We start from the raw sequence: 20,415 nt of genomic DNA on the forward strand, positions 1-20,415 counted from the left end.
CAAAACGCAAAAGACCGGCCACGCATCGCGCAGCCGGCCTTTTTGGAAATTTTGCCTTTCGGCGAAAGCTTAAGCGGCGGTCGCCGTAGCTGCTGCCTTGCTGGCAGCCTTCGTTGCAGCCGCGACGGGCGCCTCGTAGGGCTTGTAGGCGTTCTTGGCGAGATCGGCATACATTTCACCGAGCTTGGTGGCTTCGGCAACGAAATTTTCGTAGGAGGACTTCACATAGCTGCTCTGCAGTTCGAAGGCAGCTTCGAAGCTCTTGACGCCGGCGAGCGTTTCGAAGTGCGCAACACCATCCTGGAAAGACTTCTTGGAGTATTCAGCAGCTTCGGCGGCGATCGCCTGAAAACCCTTGGTGACATCGGAATAGCTCTTCAGCGCCGTGTCCATGGCTTCCTTGCCCTTCTTGTTTGCTTCATCGAAATTGAACATGCTTCTCCGTCCCTTGTTGGCCGACCGGTGGCCGGTTTACAGGGGTAAAACTTAAATGCAATGCACAAATAGTCAAGTAGTCTTGTGCGTCGCAATAACCCCTTTTAGTTGTATTTTAGATAACACCCTAATGCCGCTAGTGATGAGTGCAGCGCATCATTTTGTTTTTTCTAAAATATATCATCGGGTCTGCAACCACAGGCTTTGATTAAAATATTGGCATTTGGTCAGAAAGAAGCCGCAAGAGATCAAAACGGTGGCGGAATGATCAAATTGACAACTGCAAAAGAAAAAGGCCGCATTTCAATGAAATACGGCCCGAATACTCGATTACTATACGAGATCGATGGAATCAGAGATCGACGTCCAAAATGGCCATCGAGAAGTTATAGGAGCGGTCGCCATCTTCATCGTCGATATAGACGACACCCAGAAACTCTTCCCCGAGATAGACTTCCGCAGAATCGTTCTTGCGCGGGCGGGCCTTCACCACGACCTGAGGGTTGAACGTGCGCTTGAAATAGGCGTCGAGCTTCTTAATTTCTTCAGGCTTCACAATGCTTCTCCGTGAGGATCTCGGTTGGCCGCTTCTTGCATAGGAAAAGCGGCGGTGTAAAGACCGGAACCGCGCATACCCCATCAGCGGCAGCACAAGCCTCCGAAAGTCACACGGGATTTTTCTAGATTCCCGCGCCCATGATCTGATCCACGACCAATTGCTCGGCCAACAGCTGGTCCATCGAGCGAGAAGGTTCCGAACACCCTGCTTCTCCGACCACCTTGGCCGGAACGCCGGCAACGGTGGTCTTGGCGGGCACTTCCTTGAGCACCACCGAGCCTGCGGCGATACGTGAGCAATGGCCGATCTGGATATTGCCGAGAATCTTGGCGCCCGCGCCGATGAGGACGCCATGGGCGATCTTCGGATGGCGGTCGCTGCCCTCCTTGCCGGTGCCGCCGAGCGTGACCCCGTGCAGGATGGAGACGTTGTCGCCGATCACGGCCGTCTCGCCGACGACAAGACCGGTCGCGTGATCGAGGAAGATGCCCTTGCCGATGCGCGCGGCGGGATTGATATCTGTCTGGAAGACGCTGGAGGAACGGCTCTGCAGATAGAGCGCGAAATCGCGGCGGCCGCGATTATAGAGCCAATGCGCAAGGCGATGTGTCTGCAGCGCATGGAAACCCTTGAAATAGAGCACCGGCTCCAGGAACCGCAGGCAGGCAGGGTCGCGATCATAGACGGCCTGGATATCGACGCGCAGAATCGATCCCCACTCCGGCCAGTCTGCCAGCATTTCCTCGAAGGTTTGCCGCAGAAGGATGGCCTGCAGGTCCGGATGGTCGAGCCGCTCGCAAATGCGATAGATAACGCATTCTTCCAGCGAACGATGGTTGATGATCGTCGAATAGAGGAAGGCAGCAAGGAGCGGGTCCTTTTCGGCAGCGGCGCGTGCTTCCTCGCGCATGCTGTCCCAGATCGGGTCCATGACCTTCACTGCGCCCAAGCCCTCTACCTGGCGAATATCCATTGCTGCGACCATTGGCGGTCTCCCGATTTTCTGTCAGGGGTGCATTATATAGAATAAAAGCCACACAAGACAAATGGGTTGGTCGCATATGATTTTCGAGCATGACTTTGCCGGCGGTCTCATTCGCGCGACATGCAGCGATGGCATAGGCATGATCGCGATCAGCAACCCCGACAGAAAGAATGCGGTGACGGCCGCCATGTGGCGTGCGATCCCGCAAGCAGCGCGCATTCTAACCGATGAAGCCCATGCACATGTGATTGTTCTGCGCGGCACGGGCGCGGATTTTTCAGCCGGCGCCGATATCAGCGAATTCGACAGCGTTCGCAAGAATTCCGAGACCGCAGTCGCCTACGAGGCTCTGAACAGCCGTGCTTTCGAGGCGATTCGCCACTGCCGCGTGCCGACGATCGCCGCAATCCGCGGCATCTGCTATGGCGGCGGCTTCGGGCTCGCGGCCGCCTGCGATCTGCGCATCGCCGAAAAAGGCGCACGGTTTTCCGTTCCCGCCGCTCGCCTCGGCATCGCCTATCCCGCCGACGCCGTGCAGGATATCGTCAACGCGCTCGGGCAGCAGATGGCGAAGGTTGCCTTGTTTACCGGGGCCTCCATGTCGAGCGAGAAGATGGCTGCCGTCGGCTTTCTTCTGGAGGAAGTCGAGGCAAGCGTATTCGATCAGGAAGTATCCGCCCTCGCCCATGCCATCGCCGCCAATGCGCCGATCGCGCTGCACGCTTCGAAACTCGCGATCCGGGCCGTCATCGAGCAGGATGGCGACCTGTTGCGCGAGGCGGAAGTAATCGGCGCCGAGACTTTCGACAGCGCCGATTACGCCGAGGGCCGTGCCGCCTTTGCCGAGCGGCGGAAGCCGCATTTCACCGGCAAGTGACCTGAAACCTAGCGCTTGTCCAGGCGCTGGTAGAATTCCAGAACCGCCGCTTTGAAAACCTTGTCGCCGACGGCGAGCATGTGATCGCGGTTCGGTATGTCGATGGCCTGCGCATTCGGCATCAATGCGGCCAGCTCCTGGCCCGAGCCGGCAATATCGTCCTTGGTGCCGACGGCGATCAATGTCGGTGCCTCGATCTTCGCCACATCGTCCCGTGAAACCAGATCGCGCGAGCCCTGGATGCAGGCGGCCAGCGCCTGACGGTCGCTTTTCGTCTGTTCGGCAAAAGCACGGAACATGCGCCCGCGCGCATGGGTGACATCATCGAGCGACGACGCCACCAGCGCATCCGCAATCGGATCCCAATCGCCGACGCCCTCAACCATGCCAATGCCGAGACCGCCGAGAACCAATGAGCGGACACGATCCGGATGAGCGATCGCCACGAAGGCCGAAACGCGCGCGCCCATGGAATAACCCATGACATGCGCCTCTGAAATGCCCAGATGATCAAGGAGTGCCACGGCATCCTCTGCCATGATCCAAGGGTGATAGACATCGACATCGTAAGGTTTGTCGCTCGAGCCGTGACCGCGATTGTCGATGGCGATGACGCGACAATCCGCCTCGCCGAGCGTCTTCAGCCAGCCGGGATTGACCCAATTGGTAATCGCCGTGGAGGCGAAGCCGTGGATCAGCAACACCGGCGGGCCGTTCGGATCTCCTTCGTCGAAAAAGGCGAGCTTCAATCCATCTCGGACAAAGTGGAGCATCTTGGGAGCATTCAAATTCATGGCTTCGTCTTTATAAATTAGGTCCTCTTGGCGGCGGACCATATTTTATCGGCGATATCAAATGAACCCTGCGCCTGCGAAAATCTCTGCATCAAGCCGGACTTTCGCACTACACAATCGGGAAGAAGGATTATAAAGAGGGGCTACCAAGTCTGGCGCAACATTCATGCCGCTCACGGCAAGACGCATTCGGAGATCATCATGGCCGGCCACAATATTCCCCATTTCCAGAACGACGGCGGACATCGCGTCATCGAAATCGGCGTGAAGGAATTCATGTGCACTGGCGCTTCGGTTCCCTATGATCATCCCCACATCTTCATCGATCTTGGCGACGAGAGCGAGAAGGTATGCTCCTACTGCTCGACGCTCTATCGCTACAATCCGTCGCTGAAGGCGGATCAGACCAATCCGGCCGGCTGCGTCTTCCATTTCAAGGCTGCCTGACGCCATAGCGTCCGATCGGACACAAGAAAATGCCGATCAAAGCAGCCGCAATCATCGGCGCCGGAATAGCTGGATTGACGGCGGCGCTGGCGCTGGCGCGACATGGCATTGCCTCCGACATTTTCGAACAGGCAGAGGCGCTGACCGAGGTTGGCGCCGGCCTGCAGATTTCGCCAAATGCCTCCCGCGTTCTCGATACGCTCGGCGTTCTCGACAAACTTCGATCCTTCTGGCTGGAGCCGGAGGAAGTCCGGCTCGTGTCCGGCTCATCCCTGCGTCCCGTTGCGTTGGTTCCCTGTGGAAAATTTGCAAGAGAGCGATGGGGTGCGCCCTACGGGACCGCGCATCGGGCGACCGTGCAAAAGGCGCTTCTGGATGCGGTGACGGGCAATACCCTATGCAGGCTGCATCTCGGCCGGCTCATCGACATCAAAAACAAGCTGGCGCTGGAAGAGATCGCTGGAAAGAAGTTCGATCTCGTCATCGGTGCCGACGGCGTCTGGTCGAAAGCGCACGCGATGGTGCCAGGCGCGCCCTCGCCGCTCTTTTCGGGCAATATTGCCTGGCGTTTCTCCATTCCTGAGGCGGTCGCCCCTTCCGTCCTGAGCAAGACAAGCGTTACGGCCTTCCTCGGGCCATCGAGCCATCTCGTCTGCTATCCCATTCGGGAAACTGCCGCCTTCAATATCGTCGCGATCGTCTCCGGCAGCGGCACCAGCCGCGATTGGGGCATAGCCGGCAACAGAACGCAACGTGAGCAGATGCTGCGCGGCTTTTCCGGCTGGAACAGAACGATCCTGCAAATGCTCGAAGCCCAGGAGCAGGCCAGCTTCTGGCCGCTCTACGAGATGAAGGCGGGCCGATGGCATAATGGCAGCGATACGATTCTGATCGGGGACGCCGCGCATGCGATGATGCCGTTTGCGGCCCAGGGTGCGGCCATGGCAATAGAGGACGCCTTCGAGCTTGCCGGCATGCTTTCGGGACGCGAGCCCGCGGAAGCTTTCGAGCTCTACGAGAGGCATCGAGCCCCGCGGATATCCCGCCTGCGCCAGCGCGCCGCCTTCAACCAGTTTGCCTATCACGCACGCGGCCCCATCCGCTTGGCGCGCGATCTCGTCCTCTCGCTGCGCCCGCCGCAAAGCCTCGCGGCGGACATGGATTGGATCTACGGCTATCGCGCCATCGGCTGATCAGACCTGCCGGACGGCAGCAAAGCCGTTTTCGATATCCGCCTTGATGTCGGCGACGTCTTCCAGGCCGATTTGCAGCCTGATAACAGGCCCCTCCGTCGGAGCCTTGGTCACGCGCCGGTCACTGAGGTTGACGTGCAGTGCAAGGCTCTCGAAGCCGCCCCAGGAATAGCCGAGACCGAAAATGCGCAGAGCATCCAGGAAGGCATGCGCCTTCACCTTGAATTTTTGCGGATCGCCGACGGCCAGAACGAAAGAGAAAATTCCGCTCGCTCCCTTGAAATCGCGCTTCCACAAGTCGTGGCCCGGGAAGCTCGGCAGGGCCGGATGCAGCACGCGCGCAACTTCTTCCCTGCCCTCGAGCCATTGTGCGATCGCAAGCGCGCTTTCCTGATGACGCTCCAAACGCAGGCCCATGGTACGCAAGCCGCGCAGGACCTGATAGGCATCGTCAGGCGCGCCGCAGAGACCGAGCTGCCCATGCGCGGCGATCAATTGCTTCCAATGCGCTTCATTGGCCGAAACGGTTCCCATCAAGATATCAGAGTGGCCGGCCGGATATTTCGTCACGGCATGAATGGAAACGTCGACGCCATGGTCGAGCGGCTTGAAATAGAGCGGCGTCGCCCAGGTATTGTCCATGGTGACGACGCAGCCATGACGATGAGCCGCCGCCGAAATAGCCGGAATATCCTGCATTTCGAAGGTGTTGGAGCCCGGCGCTTCAGTATGGACCAGCCTAGTGTTCGGCTTGATCAGCTGTTCGATGCCGGCACCCACCATAGGATCGTAATATTCGACCTCGATACCGAGGCGCTTCAGCATCGTATCGCAGAAGAATCGCGTGGGGCCGTAGACCGAATCGACGATCAAGGCATGATCGCCAGCAGACAGATAAGCGAGAAACGTCACCGTCACCGCTGCAAGCCCCGAGGGAACGATTACCGTTCCAGCGGAGCTTTCTAGCGCATTCATCGCCTCGCAAAGCGCATCCGTAGTCGGCGTTCCACGCGTACCGTAGGTGTATTTCTGGTCATGCGTCTCCATCACCCGCGCATTGGGAAACAGCACCGTCGAAGCATGCACCACGGGCGGATTGACGAATCCATGGAAATCGAACGGCGAATTGCCGATGTGAGACAAACGCGTGTTGATGCCGGCGTTCTGCAGGAAGTTGTCTTTGTCTTTCATGTCCGGATATGCCTTTGGCGCTGCGAGAAAGTGGATTTGTGGCGACCAAGCTCCGCCTGGTCAACCCCGGTGCTTCCAATGCGCTCACATTATTCGAAGGCTAAAATAACAAAAATGAGAGAAGAAACCGCATTTTCGCGCAGTTTTTTGGCAAAACGTCGCTCATTTTGACGCCAAATGCCCAGTTTTCGGCCGGGGCGAGCGAAAATGCCGAATAAATCCGCAATAATTGGGGCGATCTCTTGACCGCTACACCTTTTACGACTGTGATAGCGCCACTCGCTCCGGGAAGGAAGGAACGTGGTTCCCAAGGGACCTGCTTCGGAGGCGATACTCTTTTAATTATAAAACAAATAGACAAAGGTAGGGAAAATGAAAAAGTTTGCTCTCTCCGTATTCCTCGGAGCCGCAGCATTGGCTTACACCGTGTCCGGTGCGTCGGCTTCGACGCTCAGCGACGTGAAAGCCAAGGGCTTCGTGCAATGCGGCGTGAATCCTGCTCTTCTCGGCTTTGCGCAGCCTGATGCGGCCGGCAACTGGGCCGGCTTCGACATCGACTTCTGCAAGGCTGTAGCGTCTGCCGTATTTGGCGATCCGAGCAAGGTGAAATACACGCCTCTCAGCGCCAAGGACCGCTTCACCGCGCTGCAGTCGGGCGAAATCGACGTACTTTCCCGTAACACCACCTGGACTATCAACCGCGATACGGCGCTCGGCCTCAAGTTCCGCCCCGTCACCTATTATGACGGCCAGGGCTTCATGGTCCGCAAGGAACTGAACGTGAAGTCCGCGCTCGAGCTGTCGGGTGCTGCCATCTGCGTCCAGTCCGGTACGACGACCGAGCTGAACCTCGCCGACTATTTCAAGACCAACAACCTGCAGTACAATCCCGTTGTCTTCGACAAGCTGGAAGAAATCACGACGGCCTATGATTCTGGCCGTTGCGACGTCTTCACGACGGACCAGTCGCAGCTTTATGCCGTTCGCCTGACGTTGAAAAATCCGGACGATAACGTCATTCTGCCTGAGATCATCTCGAAGGAACCGCTTGGCCCGGCCGTTCGTCAGGGTGACGACCAGTGGTTCAACATCGTCAGCTGGACGGCCTATGCGCTTGTGAGCGCCGAAGAGTTCGGCATCACCCAGAAGAACGTCGACGAAATGAAGAATTCGGCCAATCCGGACATCAAGCGCTTCCTCGGCGCGGAGCAAGGTTCCACGATCGGCACCGACCTGGGCCTGACCAACGATTGGTCCTACAACATTATCAAGGGCGTCGGCAATTACGGCGAAATCTTCGAGCGTAATATCGGTGCAAGCAGCCCACTGAAGATTGCCCGCGGCATCAACGCTCTGTGGAACAAGGGCGGCATTCAGTACGCCCCTCCGGTGCGCTGAGGCTTAAGAGTCCAAGCCTAACTTAAAGAGAGAGGCGGCTTCGCCTCTCTTCCCTCAAGAAAACAAGCCTGAAACGGGCACATTGGGGAAAATTTATACATGGCAATTACTGCAAACTCGCCCGAAGGCGAGCGTTCAGCTTTATCGGCAGCGTTGTACGACCCTAAAGTTCGGGGCGTGTTCTACCAGGCCGTCACGATCATTATCCTTGTGGCCTTCTGCTGGTTCATCGTTACGAACACGATGGATAATCTGCGCGCCTTGAACAGATCTTTCGGCTTCGACTTTCTCGAAGGTCGCGCCGGCTTCAACCTGGGGCAAGCGCTGATCCCCTATTCCAGCGATTCGACCAATACCACGGCACTCATCGTTGGCCTGCTCAACACGCTTCTCATTTCGCTAGTGGGCATCGTTGCGGCAACAATCGTCGGCTTTTTAGTCGGCATGGGTAGACTTTCGCATAATTGGCTGATTGCGAAGCTGTCGCAGGCCTATGTCGAAATCTTCCGCAACATCCCGCCGCTGCTCGTCATCTTCTTCTGGTACAGCGGCGTTCTGGTACTGCTACCGCAGGCGCGCGATGCCGTGCACCTGCCGTTTTCCAGCTATCTCAGCAACCGCGGGCTTGCCTTCCCGAGCCCGATCTTCGGTGCAGGCATGTGGGCCGTCGGCGTGGCCTTCCTCGTCGCCGTCGCCGCGGTGTTCTTCGTGGCACGCTGGGCGCACAGGCGTCAAACGGCAACGGGTCAGCAATTCCACACAATCTGGGTGTCGATCGGCATCTTGATCGGCCTGCCGTTGCTTGTCTTCCTGGTGACGGGCATGCCGCTTTCCTTCGACTACCCGGTTGCCGGCAAATTCAATCTGACGGGCGGCACGGTGATTGGTCCGGAGTTCCTTGCGCTTCTCCTCGCCCTTTCCCTTTACACCGCATCCTACATTGCCGAGATCGTTCGCGCCGGCATTCGCGGCGTGGCAAAGGGGCAGTCGGAGGCAGCGGGCGCACTCGGTCTGCGAGACTCAGCCATCAACCGGCTGATCGTCTTACCACAGGCAATGCGCATCATCATTCCGCCGCTGACGAGCCAATATCTCAATCTCATCAAGAACTCATCTCTCGCCATCGCCATCGGCTACGCAGATATTGTCGCCGTCGGCGGCGTGATCCTCAACCAGTCCGGCCGAGCCGTCGAAATCGTCATCCTATGGATGGTCGTCTATCTCATCTTGAGCATCGCAACCTCGCTGTTCATGAACTGGTTCAACGCCAAGATGGCTCTGGTGGAGAGATAAGATGTCGAGCGTAGATCAACACTTCGTCAGCAAGACATTGCTGGTGGCGCAGCCGGCGCCCGCCAGCGAAAGAGGTCCGTGGCACTGGTTGAAAAAGAACCTGTTTGCCACGCCGAAAGACATCGTCCTGACCTTGATTGCTGTCGCCTTCCTGGCCTGGACGATACCGCACCTGGTCGACTGGCTATTCATAAACGCAGTCTGGAGCGGCACGGACCGCACATTCTGCGCCACTACGGTTCAGGGCGGAACGCAGCCAGATGGCTGGAACGCCGCCTGCTGGGCCTTCGTCCGCGCAAAATTCGTCATCTTCATGTTCGGCCTATATCCGCCGGACGAGCGTTGGCGGCCGCTGCTCGTCTGCATCTTGATGGTCGCGAGCTTCGCGCCGCTGCTGATACCGTCGGTTCCCAGGAAGGGATTGAACGCAGTCCTGGCATTCTTCGTGCTGCCGATCGTCTCTTTCTTCCTGCTTCATGGCGGTTTCGGTCTTGAGATCGTCGAAACGGAAAGATGGGGCGGGCTGTTGGTGACGCTGGTCATTGCCTTCGTCGCGATCGCGGTCTCCTTTCCGTTCGGCATCGCGCTTGCGCTGGGGCGCCGCTCGAAAATGCCTGTCGTGCGCATGCTGTGCGTGATCTTCATCGAAGTGATCCGCGGCGTGCCGTTGATCACGGTGCTGTTCATGGCGAGCTACATGCTGCCGCTGTTCATGCCGCAGGGCTGGACTGTCGATAAGCTGCTGCGTGCCGTCGTCGGTGTCGCGATCTTCACCTCGGCCTATATGGCCGAAGTCATTCGCGGCGGTCTGCAGGCGATACCGAAGGGCCAGTTCGAGGGTGCCGATTCACTCGGCCTCGGCTACTGGCAGAAGATGCGGCTGATCATTCTGCCGCAGGCGATCAAGCTGGTTATTCCCGGCATCGTCAATACCTATATCGGCATGTTCAAGGACACATCGCTGGTTGCGATCATCGGCATGTTCGACCTGCTCGGCATCGTCCGTCAGAACTTCGCGGATGCCAACTGGGCGACTGCGGTGACCCCCGTAACGGGTCTCGTTTTCGCAGGATTCGTTTTTTGGCTGTTCTGCTTTGGCATGTCGCGCTATTCAGGTTTCGTGGAACGCCATCTCGACACCGGCCACAAGCGATAAAATTGAGGGAAACACAAAATGGCTGAAGCCCAATCGAAGAAAATGACTGTCTCCGAGACCGAGGTCGCGGTCGACATGATCAACATGAACAAGTGGTACGGCGATTTCCACGTGCTGCGCGATATCAATCTGAAGGTCATGCGCGGTGAGCGCATTGTCATTGCCGGCCCGTCCGGTTCGGGCAAATCGACGATGATCCGCTGCATCAACCGCCTGGAAGAACACCAGAAAGGCCAGATCATCGTCGATGGCGTCGAGCTCACCAACGATCTGAAGAAGATCGACGAAGTGCGCCGCGAAGTCGGTATGGTGTTCCAGCACTTCAATCTCTTCCCGCACCTGACCATTCTGGAAAACTGCACGCTGGCACCGATCTGGGTGCGCAAGATGCCGAAGAAGCAGGCGGAAGAGATCGCCATGCACTTCCTCACCCGCGTAAAGATCCCGGAACAGGCCAAGAAATATCCCGGCCAGCTTTCCGGCGGCCAGCAGCAGCGCGTGGCGATCGCCCGCTCGCTCTGCATGAACCCGAAGATCATGCTGTTCGACGAGCCGACGTCTGCGCTCGACCCCGAAATGATCAAGGAAGTGCTCGACACCATGGTTGGCCTTGCCGAAGAAGGCATGACCATGCTGTGCGTCACCCACGAAATGGGCTTTGCCCGCCAGGTCGCCAACCGCGTCATCTTCATGGACCAGGGCCAGATCGTCGAGCAGAATTCGCCGAAGGAATTCTTCGACAACCCGCAGCATGAGCGCACAAAGCTGTTCCTCAGCCAGATCCTGCACTGATTTGGAATAGATCGAATGAACAAAACCCGCCGCTGCGTCGCAGCCGGCGGGTTTTTTCATAGGCCGCCGGTTCAGTGACTGTTATCGGCGTTAGGCGAGGATATCGCGGACTGTCTTCTCCTGATTGCCGCCTGGCAATTTGTAGCGTGCGCAAGCCCTGTAGCGCTTCGCAAAAAACGCGATATATTCTTTATAGCCGCGAATAATGCGGAATTCACGAGACGTCGAGGGAAGCGGGCCGTGAAAAAAAGCGACAGGATCATCGGCGGGCTCGCACTCTTAAGCGCCGCCATCATCGTCATAAAACTGGCCGGAGCAATGTATGGCCACGATCTCATTCAGATGGCGGTCGATGCTACAAGGCCCGTACGCGCCGGCGGCTGGTCAACGACGGCGAACTGAGCATAAAGCGGGCTGATCGCGCGTGATCAGCAGCACGCTATCTGATCGGAAAATGGCGACCCCTGCAGGATTCGAACCTGCGACCACATGCTTAGAAGGCAAGTGCTCTATCCAGCTGAGCTAAGGGGCCGTAAGGCCTGGCCGCGCCTTAGGTGCGGCGGGCAACACATGCCTGAAACCGCCGCCAAACTCAATGGGCGGCGTTCAATAAGTGCCTGGCTTCAGTGAGTCCAGGGCTGGATACGGTTGAAGCGGAAGTTGTCGGAATAAGACAACGTCTGCCGGATAGGATCCTTCGGCGGGACGACGCGGTAATCGATGCCGTTGCGCTTGGCGTAGTCCTCCGCCTGCTCCTGCGTCTCGAAGGTCAGCTTGAGCTGCTGACGCATATCGCCCGAGGACGTATAGCCCATGATCGGATCGATCTTGCGCGGCGTTTCCTGATCGAACTCCAGAACCCAGATATTGGTTTTGGCCTTGCCGGATTGCATGGCGGTTTTTGCAGGACGATAAATCTTGGCAGGCATTGCTGCAGCGCCTCCGAATCAAGCGGGAATGATCCGCCTTCTTGCTTCTCTTGCCTTGGCGCGATCCGTTGCAGGTCACGCGAACACGACTTTTGCTTAGCCGCGAATCCCTTTGTTTTCAAGCGAAAAGGCAGCCCCTATCAGGACGAATTCAACGACTTCTATGAGGGATATTAAATGGTCGGAGTGGAGAGATTCGAACTCCCGACCCTCTGGTCCCAAACCAGATGCGCTACCAGACTGCGCTACACTCCGTACCGTCAGCATGACCCAAACAGGATCATGAGTTGATTTCCGCCGAACGCTTGATCCTGCGGAACGAGTGGGGAGATACACGGTTCATCTCCCCGCTGCAACAGGTAAAATCTCGGCCGGCACATCTTCCCCGACGAAAATTTACTTGCCGAGCTTTCCTGAAATGGTGGCACTCGTCACCGTATCGCCAACAGCAAGGCCGAGTTTGCGAACAATGCCGGCGTTCAGCTCGATGACATAGGCAACCGGCCCACCGGAGCTGATGATCGCTTCGGAATAGGGGACGGCGTTTTCCTGGATATGGGTGACGACACCCTTTTGATCCAGAAACAGCATATCGAGCGGCAACTTGGTGTTCTTCATCCACATCATGACAGGCCGTGGCGTGCCGAAATCGAACAGCATGCCATGATCCGCCGGCATGCTGTCGCGATACATCAGGCCGAGTTCGAGCTGCGGCGGCGTTAGGGCCAGTTCCACGGTGAATTTATGCGTCTGGCCGCTGGGCGATGCGATTGAAAGCGGTTCCGAATCGAAAGCCATCGACTGCCGGCCCACAGTTTGTCCCGCAAAGGACACCGGGATTACGGCCCCAACGAGAAAAAGCGCCAAAATGGCGCTTTTCAAAATTCCGGAAAAACCAGCTTTGTTCATATCAGTGCGGCCGTGTCACCGGGCTCGGCGCATCCGGGTGGATTTCGGCCGCCATCAGGCCTTTCTCGCCCGGTCCAAAGCGGACGAGCACCACCTGCCCCGGCCGAAGCTCAGCGAGACCGAAGCGGCGTAGCGTTTCCATGTGCACGAAGATATCCTCCGTGCCCTCGCCGCGCGTCAGGAAGCCGAAGCCCTTGGTGCGGTTGAACCACTTGACCAGCGCGCGCTCAAGGCCGCTCGTCGCCGTCACCTGCACATGTGTGCGGACAGGCGGCATCTGCGAGGGATGTACCGCCGTCGATTGGTCCATGGAGAGGATCTTGAAGGCCTGGTAGCCGCGCTCGCGGCGCTGGATCAGCGCGACGATGCGAGTTCCTTCGAGAATCGTCTGATAACCGTCACGGCGCAGACACGTCACATGCAGCAATACGTCCTGCATGCCATTGTCAGGCACGATAAAACCGAAGCCCTTGGCGACATCGAACCACTTGACGACGCCTGAGATTTCGATGAGCTCGACGGTATCGCCGGACATCTCCTCGAAGTCGACAACTCCCTTCGATGAAATTCTGTCACCCATCCTAGTCAGCCCTCGATTACGCGTCACACTGTTACGGTTAACTGATTCCCTGATATCAAGATTAACATCTTGGTAACGGAAAAGCGCAAGTCCTAGTTTTCGTTTATTCCCACCCTAAGATTATTGCTCCAAGACTTGCGCGAAGCTGGTGCCGCGATCGAAGATCCGTCCAGCTCAACATTAAGAGAGGAAATAGAATGCGTTATCTCCATACGATGGTCCGCGTCACCGATCTCGACGCCTCGTTGCATTTTTATAGCACCCTATTCGGGCTTATCGAAACCCGCCGCTACGAAAACGAGAAAGGCCGCTATACGCTCGTTTTCCTTGCGGCCGACGAGGATGCCGAATCATCCCGCAGCAACGGCGCCCCCAGCCTCGAGCTGACCTATAACTGGGACCCGGAAGAATATAGCGGAGGACGCAATTTCGGCCACCTCGCCTACGAGGTCGACGATATCTATGCGACCTGCCAGAAGCTGATGGACGACGGCATCACGATCAACCGCCCGCCCCGCGATGGTCACATGGCTTTCGTGCGCTCTCCGGACGGCATTTCGATCGAGATCCTGCAGAAGGGCGCCAATCTTCCCTCCGCCGAGCCCTGGGCTTCCATGGCCAATACCGGCTCCTGGTAAGGCCCAAGCTTTCGCGAGGCTTACGGCACGCGCGGAGCCATCCGTTTCGCGCTTGCCGCCCTTGCCCATCCTCCGGCATGCTTGGACGACTCGAAGCATCATGCATCGGATATCGCGGTTATCGTTCCTAATCGGCACGCGCGATATCATCGTCCCTCGCAGGAGGCCGTTCCGATGCAAACCTTTTTGCAGGGAACGTCCTATGTGCGATCATCAGATTTTATACGGCAGGAAGAAGCTAGCAAGCACAATTGCCGTTCTAGCCTCATTTGTGATGATTGCGGGCTGCGCGACCAAGGGTCAAAAGCCGACCGAGACATCAGACATTACGCCCGCTGTTCAGCCGACGGCAGCCGAACAACTCGCGACCGATATGAACAATAAGGCCGACGCCCGGCGACGCAACGCCGACCTCGCCTATCGCGACCCGCTGGTGCATAGCGTCAACGGCACGCGCCAGCAGATGGTCGCGCAGCAGAATCAGGCGCTCTATCCGGCGCCTGTGGAAACTCCCCCCGAGGGGCAAACCGGTATTGCCGGGCTGGTCACGCAGCCGACCGGCGTCAATGCGAGCAGAAGCAGCATCTTTTCCGCACCGCCGCCCATTGCCGTCAATCCGGATGGGACGCTTGCCAAGGCCGGAGCCGACGGAGCCCAGCCCATTACGCCGATGATGCGCAGTGTCTACAGCACACCGCCAACTGCGATGCAGGCAACGGCGCCGCAGGCGATGGATACCGCCGCGCCGAACGGCCGCACCTCGGCAGACATGCTGCCACCGCCGGTCATCCGCAATGCAACCTCGCCGGCTGCGGGTTCGCCACAGCCGATTGCCCAGGTAACGGCGTCCGGAGCGGCAGCAACGCCGAGCCCGAATGTCCATGAGTTGAACGGCAGACAAGCGGCCGCCCTCGCCCAATTCATCGCCTCGAAGAACCAGCCTCAGAACGGCAAGCTGCTAGTGCAGCCGGTGCAAAGCGCGACCGGGCAATAAAGAGCCTGCGTTTCAAAGGATTCTTCACTGTCACTGGCAAGAGCCTGTTAAGGCTTGCTTATTCAGCGTCGGCGGCAGTTTCACTCATCTGTCATTTTTTCCACAAAAAAGCAAAATTGCCGCTTGCGGGAATGAAATCACCCCGCTATAAGCGCGCCACACAACAGCTGAACGCGCCCTTCGTCTATCGGTTAGGACGACAGATTTTCATTCTGTAAAGAGGGGTTCGACTCCCCTAGGGCGTGCCACTGTTGTTCTTCCCCCACAGCCAATCATTTTAGCTACCGCTTGCGGACGCAATAGGCTATTCCTATTTACACCGCGCAGCATGCGCCCTTCGTCTATCGGTTAGGACGACAGATTCTCATTCTGTAAAGAGGGGTTCGACTCCCCTAGGGCGTACCAATCGCGCGGCTCGACGTTTTCCACGGTTCCCCGAAAAATTCTTCGCCTAGTCATGGATTTTTCTGCGATTTTTCTCGTTTTTCCGCTTGCGGGAATGAAAGGTGCTGACTATAAGGGCGCCACAGCACGCGCCCTTCGTCTATCGGTTAGGACGACAGATTTTCATTCTGTAAAGAGGGGTTCGACTCCCCTAGGGCGTGCCACTACCTCTTCCCCTTAATTTGATGTTTTTGCTCGCTAAGCGCTGTTATGCAGATGCGTATCTGGCGTGATCTGCGTTACGGAGCTTTCGCCGCATCCGTGACCCGCAGCTGCACGCGGCGGCTGCCCTGCCAGTGATCGGCGCCGAGCGTGCCGGCGACGTGGATCTGCGCGCCGCGCGACGACATCAGCAGCTCACCCAAGGGGGTCTCGGCCGCACGGAAGGCGATGCCATCCACTCGGCCGCCGTCCTGCGCCTCGAGCGTGATCTTGATGTGCGACTGGCCGACGAGGCGAGAATCGCGCAGACGGTGGCTCGGAAGGGCGAAGACGGGCTGTGGATGGCCCGAGCCATAGGGACCAGCTGTCTCCAGCCTATCGATCAGCTCCACGGTTGCGCCGCTTGCGCCGAGCGCACCGTCGATCTTCAACGTTTCGTTGGCAACAAGCCCTGCTACCTGTTTCTCCGCCTTCTCCGTGAAGAAGGCCCGCAGCTTTCCGAGATTGCTTCGCTCCACCGTCAGGCCGGCAGCCATCGCATGGCCGCCGCCTTTGACCAGCAGACCGGCATCAACGGCTGCGCGCACCATGCGACCCATGTCGAAGCCGTTGATGGAGCGACCGGAGCCTGTGCCCTTGCCCATCGGATCAAAGGCGATAGCAAAGGCCGGCCGGCGGAACTTGTCCTTCAATCGTGAGGCAATCAGACCGACGATACCCGGATGCCAGTTCTCGCGCGCCGTGATGATGACGGAGGCGCCATCGCCATTGCCATATTCCGCCAGCGCCTCGGCCTCCGCCTCCTGCAGCATGGCGGCTTCCATGGCCTGTCTCTCGCGATTGAGCTCGTCGAGCTTCGCAGCGATCGTGTCGGCTTCGCCCCCATCGGCCAGCGTCAGCAGGCGTGCGCCAAGAGCGGCATCGCCGATACGGCCGCCGGCATTAATGCGCGGACCAATCAGGAAGCCGAAATGATAGGGCGTGACGGGACCATTGAGGCCCGCCTTGCGAAAGAGCGCTGCGAGCCCGAGATTGCCCTGATGGCGGGCAGCGATCAGCCCTTTGACGACATAGGCGCGGTTCAAGCCCTTCAGCGGCACAACATCGCAAACGGTCGCGAGCGCGACGATATCGAGCCAGGCAAGCAGGTCGATGGATCGCACGCGGGAATCACCCGCCTCGCGCAGCAGCCGCAGCGCCGCGACAAGAACCATGAAAACCACCCCGGCGGCGCAGAGATGCCCCTGCCCCGAAAGATCGTCTTCACGGTTCGGATTGACCAGCGCGTGGCATGGAGGCAGCTCATGCGCCACCTGGTGGTGATCGATGACGACGACATCGATACCGCGTGCCTTCGCCACTTCAAGCGATTCGAAGCTGGTGGAGCCGCAATCGACCGTCACGATCAGCGTCGCGCCATTATCGATGAGCTGGCCGATAGCTGTCGGATTAGGCCCGTAGCCTTCGAAGATGCGATCGGGAATATAGATGCTGGCCGGCGCGCCGAAATGGGTCAGGAAGCGATAGAGCAGCGCCGAGGAGGCAGCGCCGTCGACATCATAGTCGCCGAAGATCGCAACGGTCTCGCCCTTCCTGATCGCGTGCAGAAGGCGCTGTGCCGCCTTCTCGCAATCGGTCAGCAGATGCGGGTCCGGCATCAGGCCGCGGATGGTCGGATCGAGGAAGGCCATGGCTTCGTCCTGCCCGACGCCGCGGCCGGCAAGCACGCGGGCAATCAGTTCCGGCAGGCCGTGCGTCTGCGCGATGGCGAGCGCCCTGTTCTGGCCGGCCTGGTCGAGTCGGGACACCCAGCGATTGCCTGATACCGAGCGCTCGACACCTAGAAATGCCCGTTGAACTGGATCGACCGGTTGCTCCACCATCTCTCCCGGAATTTGAGTGCGGCGTCCCTTTGAGGCACGCCGCCGCTGATCAGACTATTCTTTCGGCCGCTCGATGCGGATGACCTGCGGCTCGCCGACGAGATAACCCTCGTTCTTGATCGAGGCAACCGCCTTACGCACCGAATCCTCCGTCGTCGCATGGGTGACGAGGATGATTGTCTGGTGATCGGAAGGTGCCAGATGCTGCTTCGAGCGCTGGACGATCGATTCGAGCGAAATATGGTTTTCCGCCATGCGGGTCGCCACGCTAGCGAAGACGCCGGTACGGTCGAGAACGGTGAGGCGGATGAAATAGCCGCCTTCATGGCTCTGCATCTGCGCCTTGCGGTAGGGCTCCAGCGCCTTGGCCGGATGACCAAGCACAGGTACGCGCTGCTCGCCCGGGCGGCTCTTGGCGATATCGGCGATGTCACCGAGGACGGACGAGGCCGTCGCATTGCCGCCGGCACCGGGGCCGACCATCAGCAATTCGCCAAGGATATCGGATTCGATCGCCACGGCATTGGTGACGCCATCGACTTGGGCGATGACCGAATCGAGCGGCACCATGGTCGGATGCACACGCTGCTCGATGCCGCTTTCGGTGCGCTGGGCGACGCCGAGCAGCTTGATGCGGTAGCCGAGATCGGCGGCGGCACGAATATCCTCGATGGAGACGTTGGTTATGCCCTCGAGATAGATGTCGTCGGCCGCGATGCGATTGCCGAAGGCGAGCGTCGTCAGGATGGCAAGCTTATGAGCCGTGTCATTGCCCTCGATGTCGAAAGCCGGATCGGCCTCGGCATAGCCGAGACGCTGCGCTTCCCTGAGGCAATCGGCGAAGGACAGGCCTTCTTTCTCCATCCGGGTGAGGATGTAGTTGCAGGTGCCGTTCATGATGCCATAGACGCGCGAAATCGTATTGCCGGTCAGGGATTCGCGCAGCGCCTTGATGACCGGAATGCCCCCGGCAACGGCCGCTTCGAAATTCAGCAAAGCGCCCTTCTCTTCGGCGATCTGCGCGAGTTCGACGCCATGATAGGCAAGCAGCGCCTTGTTGGCGGTGACGACATGCAGGCCGCGTGCAAGCGCCGCGCGCACAGCTGCATTGGCAGCGCCCTCGGAACCGCCGATCAGCTCGACGAAGACGTCGATATCGGCCTTCTGCGCCAGATCGACCGGACCGCCGAACCATTCAATGCCCGTTAGATCGATGCCGCGATCCCGCGTGCGATCGCGCGCTGTGACGGCGACGATCTTGACGGGACGACCGCAGGTAACGGCAAGCTCGTTAGCGCGGCTCTGGATGATGCGGACGAGCGAGGCACCAACGGTACCCAAGCCCGCAATGCCGATTTTGAGGGCATCTGCCATGGAAAATTCCTGATCAGTATTGGGACGGCAGCCGCGGAAACGGCTGCCGCACGATATTATGAACGATGAGCGTTCAGCGAAATGACATTGTGCATCGTCTCGTCCGCGGTGGAGAGGAAGCGCTTTAGATTGCGCGCCGCCTGGCGGATGCGATGCTCGTTTTCAACAAGCGCTATGCGCACGTAATCGTCGCCCTGCTCGCCGAAGCCGATGCCCGGAGCGACCGCGATGTCGGCTTTCTCAACCAGAAGCTTGGAGAATTCCAGCGAGCCGAGGTGGCGGAACTTTTCGGGAATCTTCGCCCAGGCGAACATAGTCGCCGCCGGCGGTGGCACATCGAAGCCGGCCTTGCCGAAGCTGTCGACCAGAACGTCGCGGCGCCGCTTGTAGATGTTGCGCACTTCGGCGATGTCGGAGCCATCACCGTTCAGCGCATGCGTCGCCGCCACCTGGATCGGTGTGAAAGCGCCGTAATCGAGGTAAGACTTCACACGCGTCAGCGCCGCAATCAGCCGCTCGTTGCCGACGGCAAAGCCCATGCGCCAGCCGGGCATGGAGAAGGTCTTCGACATCGAGGTGAATTCGACCGTTACGTCGATGGCGCCCGGAACCTCCAGCACCGACGGCGGCGGCGCGTCATCGAAGTAGATTTCCGAATAGGCGAGATCCGAAAGCACGATGATGTCGTGCTTCTTCGCGAAGGCGACGACTTCCTTGTAGAAATCCAGGGTCGCGACATAGGCCGTCGGGTTTGACGGATAGTTCAGGATGAGCGCGAGCGGCTTGGGGATCGAGTGGCGCACGGCCCGTTCCAGCGGCGGGAAGAAGCTATCGTCCGGCTCGACCGGGATCGAGCGGATGACGCCGCCGGCCATCAGGAAACCGAAGGCGTGGATCGGATAGGTCGGGTTCGGGCAGAGAATGACGTCACCGGGCGCCGTGATCGCCTGCGCCATATTGGCGAAGCCTTCCTTCGAGCCGAGGGTGGCGACCACCTGCGTATCCGGATTGAGCTTCACGCCGAAGCGGCGGGCATAATAGGCGGCCTGCGCGCGGCGAAGGCCCGGAATGCCCTTGGAGGAAGAATAGCGATGCGTGCGCGGGTCCTGGACCACTTCGCACAGCTTGTCGACGATGGCCTTGGGGGTTGGAAGATCTGGATTGCCCATGCCGAGGTCGATAATGTCCGCCCCGCCCGCTCGCGCGCTCGCTTTCAAACGATTGACCTGTTCGAAAACGTAGGGCGGCAAACGCCGGACTTTATGAAACTCTTCCATTTCTTTCCCCATGGGACAGCGGCCCTCAAAACCGCGCTGAAGTTCGTTGATCTCCCGGCCAGCCGCGATACGAACTTGGGACTCGCGGCGCCGTATTCATGCTAT

The 20,415-nt window shown here is 58.9% G+C and carries 21 protein-coding genes and 5 tRNA genes; 13 read left to right on the forward strand and 13 right to left on the reverse strand.

Translation table 11 applies throughout. The features are described 5' to 3' along the window. Positions 1-69: 69 nt before the first annotated feature. From FHT85_RS23735 to cysE, 3 genes are all read right to left on the reverse strand, one after another. Positions 70-435, reverse strand: a complete 366-nt coding sequence (locus tag FHT85_RS23735; protein WP_075852495.1) for a phasin family protein — start codon at positions 433-435, stop codon at positions 70-72. 352 nt (positions 436-787) lie between these two features. Then, positions 788-991, reverse strand: a complete 204-nt coding sequence (locus FHT85_RS23740) for a DUF3126 family protein (RefSeq protein WP_015339784.1) — start codon at positions 989-991, stop codon at positions 788-790. A 124-nt stretch (positions 992-1,115) separates the two neighbouring features. After that, positions 1,116-1,979 (reverse strand): serine O-acetyltransferase, encoded by an 864-nt coding sequence (cysE, locus tag FHT85_RS23745; RefSeq protein WP_112400491.1) that lies wholly within the window; start codon positions 1,977-1,979, stop codon positions 1,116-1,118. Between the two features lie 76 nt (positions 1,980-2,055). Here cysE and FHT85_RS23750 point away from each other — a divergent pair, with 76 nt between their 5' ends. Beyond that, on the forward strand, positions 2,056-2,856 hold the full coding sequence (locus FHT85_RS23750) for an enoyl-CoA hydratase-related protein (RefSeq protein WP_112400493.1): 801 nt from the start codon (positions 2,056-2,058) through the stop codon (positions 2,854-2,856). 8 nt (positions 2,857-2,864) lie between these two features. On the opposite strand, the gene FHT85_RS23755 is transcribed toward FHT85_RS23750, so the two are convergent. After that, positions 2,865-3,650, reverse strand: coding sequence for an alpha/beta fold hydrolase (locus FHT85_RS23755; protein ID WP_112400492.1), 786 nt, complete (start codon positions 3,648-3,650; stop codon positions 2,865-2,867). A 201-nt stretch (positions 3,651-3,851) separates the two neighbouring features. Between FHT85_RS23755 and FHT85_RS23760 the strand changes: the two genes are divergently transcribed. Beyond that, positions 3,852-4,097: a zinc-finger domain-containing protein gene (locus FHT85_RS23760; RefSeq protein WP_047454665.1), complete on the forward strand. Its 246-nt coding sequence runs from the start codon at positions 3,852-3,854 to the stop codon at positions 4,095-4,097. A 29-nt stretch (positions 4,098-4,126) separates the two neighbouring features. Further along, complete coding sequence (locus tag FHT85_RS23765) at positions 4,127-5,290, forward strand: FAD-dependent monooxygenase (RefSeq protein ID WP_112412114.1); 1,164 nt, start codon at positions 4,127-4,129, stop codon at positions 5,288-5,290. Here the strand turns inward: FHT85_RS23765 and FHT85_RS23770 are convergent, their stop codons facing one another. Continuing rightward, on the reverse strand, positions 5,291-6,481 hold the full coding sequence (locus FHT85_RS23770) for a cystathionine beta-lyase (RefSeq protein ID WP_112338307.1): 1,191 nt from the start codon (positions 6,479-6,481) through the stop codon (positions 5,291-5,293). Positions 6,482-6,853: 372 nt separating this feature from the next. Between FHT85_RS23770 and FHT85_RS23775 the strand changes: the two genes are divergently transcribed. The 5 genes from FHT85_RS23775 (at position 6,854) to FHT85_RS23795 (ending at position 11,522) form a co-directional block, all read left to right on the forward strand. After that, entirely contained in the window at positions 6,854-7,879 is a 1,026-nt protein-coding gene (locus FHT85_RS23775) for an amino acid ABC transporter substrate-binding protein (protein ID WP_112338306.1), read from the forward strand. 99 nt (positions 7,880-7,978) lie between these two features. Next, on the forward strand, positions 7,979-9,172 hold the full coding sequence (locus FHT85_RS23780; protein WP_112412113.1) for an amino acid ABC transporter permease: 1,194 nt from the start codon (positions 7,979-7,981) through the stop codon (positions 9,170-9,172). Between the two features lies 1 nt (position 9,173). Then, entirely contained in the window at positions 9,174-10,328 is a 1,155-nt protein-coding gene (locus FHT85_RS23785; RefSeq protein ID WP_112338304.1) for an amino acid ABC transporter permease, read from the forward strand. Between the two features lie 18 nt (positions 10,329-10,346). Beyond that, entirely contained in the window at positions 10,347-11,120 is a 774-nt protein-coding gene (locus tag FHT85_RS23790) for an amino acid ABC transporter ATP-binding protein (protein ID WP_015339774.1), read from the forward strand. A 240-nt stretch (positions 11,121-11,360) separates the two neighbouring features. Continuing rightward, the gene (locus FHT85_RS23795; RefSeq protein WP_183774353.1) at positions 11,361-11,522 is read left to right on the forward strand and encodes a hypothetical protein; all 162 of its coding nucleotides are present in this window, start codon (positions 11,361-11,363) and stop codon (positions 11,520-11,522) included. A 53-nt stretch (positions 11,523-11,575) separates the two neighbouring features. Here the strand turns inward: FHT85_RS23795 and FHT85_RS23800 are convergent. The 5 genes from FHT85_RS23800 to FHT85_RS23820 all read right to left on the reverse strand — a co-directional run bounded on the left by FHT85_RS23800 (position 11,576) and on the right by FHT85_RS23820 (position 13,538). After that, positions 11,576-11,652, reverse strand: a tRNA-Arg gene (locus FHT85_RS23800). A 91-nt stretch (positions 11,653-11,743) separates the two neighbouring features. Beyond that, complete coding sequence (locus FHT85_RS23805; protein ID WP_112338303.1) at positions 11,744-12,049, reverse strand: ETC complex I subunit; 306 nt, start codon at positions 12,047-12,049, stop codon at positions 11,744-11,746. Positions 12,050-12,227: 178 nt separating this feature from the next. Further along, positions 12,228-12,304: transfer RNA gene (locus FHT85_RS23810), tRNA-Pro, on the reverse strand. Between the two features lie 141 nt (positions 12,305-12,445). Then, positions 12,446-12,958, reverse strand: a complete 513-nt coding sequence (locus FHT85_RS23815; protein ID WP_112338302.1) for a DUF192 domain-containing protein — start codon at positions 12,956-12,958, stop codon at positions 12,446-12,448. 1 nt (position 12,959) lies between these two features. Further along, positions 12,960-13,538, reverse strand: coding sequence for a cold-shock protein (locus FHT85_RS23820; RefSeq protein WP_015339721.1), 579 nt, complete (start codon positions 13,536-13,538; stop codon positions 12,960-12,962). A gap of 197 nt (positions 13,539-13,735) precedes the next feature. Between FHT85_RS23820 and FHT85_RS23825 the strand changes: the two genes are divergently transcribed. From FHT85_RS23825 to FHT85_RS23845, 5 genes are all read left to right on the forward strand, one after another. Next, a complete protein-coding gene (locus tag FHT85_RS23825; protein ID WP_112338301.1) occupies positions 13,736-14,176 on the forward strand; it encodes a VOC family protein in 441 nt (146 codons plus the stop codon). A 202-nt stretch (positions 14,177-14,378) separates the two neighbouring features. After that, complete coding sequence (locus FHT85_RS23830) at positions 14,379-15,170, forward strand: hypothetical protein (protein WP_112338300.1); 792 nt, start codon at positions 14,379-14,381, stop codon at positions 15,168-15,170. A 173-nt stretch (positions 15,171-15,343) separates the two neighbouring features. Then, positions 15,344-15,418: transfer RNA gene (locus FHT85_RS23835), tRNA-Glu, on the forward strand. Positions 15,419-15,500: 82 nt separating this feature from the next. Next, positions 15,501-15,575: transfer RNA gene (locus FHT85_RS23840), tRNA-Glu, on the forward strand. 128 nt (positions 15,576-15,703) lie between these two features. Further along, a tRNA-Glu gene (locus FHT85_RS23845) sits at positions 15,704-15,778 on the forward strand. Positions 15,779-15,853: 75 nt separating this feature from the next. On the opposite strand, the gene recJ is transcribed toward FHT85_RS23845, so the two are convergent. Genes recJ through FHT85_RS23860 form a run of 3 tightly spaced genes read right to left on the reverse strand, consistent with a single transcriptional unit; the run spans position 15,854 to position 20,310 of the window. Continuing rightward, positions 15,854-17,659 (reverse strand): single-stranded-DNA-specific exonuclease RecJ, encoded by a 1,806-nt coding sequence (recJ, locus tag FHT85_RS23850; RefSeq protein WP_210293829.1) that lies wholly within the window; start codon positions 17,657-17,659, stop codon positions 15,854-15,856. A gap of 54 nt (positions 17,660-17,713) precedes the next feature. After that, complete coding sequence (locus tag FHT85_RS23855) at positions 17,714-19,033, reverse strand: homoserine dehydrogenase (RefSeq protein WP_112338299.1); 1,320 nt, start codon at positions 19,031-19,033, stop codon at positions 17,714-17,716. 56 nt (positions 19,034-19,089) lie between these two features. Further along, on the reverse strand, positions 19,090-20,310 hold the full coding sequence (locus FHT85_RS23860; protein ID WP_095434780.1) for an LL-diaminopimelate aminotransferase: 1,221 nt from the start codon (positions 20,308-20,310) through the stop codon (positions 19,090-19,092). Between the last annotated feature and the right edge of the window lie 105 nt (positions 20,311-20,415).

It is taken from the genome of Rhizobium sp. BK312 (assembly GCF_014193605.1).
Lineage (GTDB): Bacteria > Pseudomonadota > Alphaproteobacteria > Rhizobiales > Rhizobiaceae > Rhizobium.

Excerpts from the sequence above, each read along its gene's own strand:
- FHT85_RS23750 (WP_112400493.1), top strand. The coding sequence starts at position 2,056 with ATGATTTTCGAGCATGACTTTGCCGGCGGTCTCATTCGCGCGACATGC.
- FHT85_RS23770 (WP_112338307.1), bottom strand. The coding sequence starts at position 6,481 with ATGAAAGACAAAGACAACTTCCTGCAGAACGCCGGCATCAACACGCGT.
- FHT85_RS23785 (WP_112338304.1), top strand. The coding sequence starts at position 9,174 with ATGTCGAGCGTAGATCAACACTTCGTCAGCAAGACATTGCTGGTGGCG.
- FHT85_RS23820 (WP_015339721.1), bottom strand. The coding sequence starts at position 13,538 with ATGGGTGACAGAATTTCATCGAAGGGAGTTGTCGACTTCGAGGAGATG.
- FHT85_RS23805 (WP_112338303.1), bottom strand. The coding sequence starts at position 12,049 with ATGCCTGCCAAGATTTATCGTCCTGCAAAAACCGCCATGCAATCCGGC.
- recJ (WP_210293829.1), bottom strand. The coding sequence starts at position 17,659 with ATGGTGGAGCAACCGGTCGATCCAGTTCAACGGGCATTTCTAGGTGTC.
- FHT85_RS23860 (WP_095434780.1), bottom strand. The coding sequence starts at position 20,310 with ATGGAAGAGTTTCATAAAGTCCGGCGTTTGCCGCCCTACGTTTTCGAA.
- FHT85_RS23765 (WP_112412114.1), top strand. The coding sequence starts at position 4,127 with ATGCCGATCAAAGCAGCCGCAATCATCGGCGCCGGAATAGCTGGATTG.
- FHT85_RS23830 (WP_112338300.1), top strand. The coding sequence starts at position 14,379 with ATGTGCGATCATCAGATTTTATACGGCAGGAAGAAGCTAGCAAGCACA.
- FHT85_RS23855 (WP_112338299.1), bottom strand. The coding sequence starts at position 19,033 with ATGGCAGATGCCCTCAAAATCGGCATTGCGGGCTTGGGTACCGTTGGT.
- FHT85_RS23780 (WP_112412113.1), top strand. The coding sequence starts at position 7,979 with ATGGCAATTACTGCAAACTCGCCCGAAGGCGAGCGTTCAGCTTTATCG.
- FHT85_RS23735 (WP_075852495.1), bottom strand. The coding sequence starts at position 435 with ATGTTCAATTTCGATGAAGCAAACAAGAAGGGCAAGGAAGCCATGGAC.
- FHT85_RS23815 (WP_112338302.1), bottom strand. The coding sequence starts at position 12,958 with ATGAACAAAGCTGGTTTTTCCGGAATTTTGAAAAGCGCCATTTTGGCG.
- FHT85_RS23825 (WP_112338301.1), top strand. The coding sequence starts at position 13,736 with ATGCGTTATCTCCATACGATGGTCCGCGTCACCGATCTCGACGCCTCG.
- cysE (WP_112400491.1), bottom strand. The coding sequence starts at position 1,979 with ATGGTCGCAGCAATGGATATTCGCCAGGTAGAGGGCTTGGGCGCAGTG.
- FHT85_RS23755 (WP_112400492.1), bottom strand. The coding sequence starts at position 3,650 with ATGAATTTGAATGCTCCCAAGATGCTCCACTTTGTCCGAGATGGATTG.
- FHT85_RS23790 (WP_015339774.1), top strand. The coding sequence starts at position 10,347 with ATGGCTGAAGCCCAATCGAAGAAAATGACTGTCTCCGAGACCGAGGTC.
- FHT85_RS23760 (WP_047454665.1), top strand. The coding sequence starts at position 3,852 with ATGGCCGGCCACAATATTCCCCATTTCCAGAACGACGGCGGACATCGC.
- FHT85_RS23775 (WP_112338306.1), top strand. The coding sequence starts at position 6,854 with ATGAAAAAGTTTGCTCTCTCCGTATTCCTCGGAGCCGCAGCATTGGCT.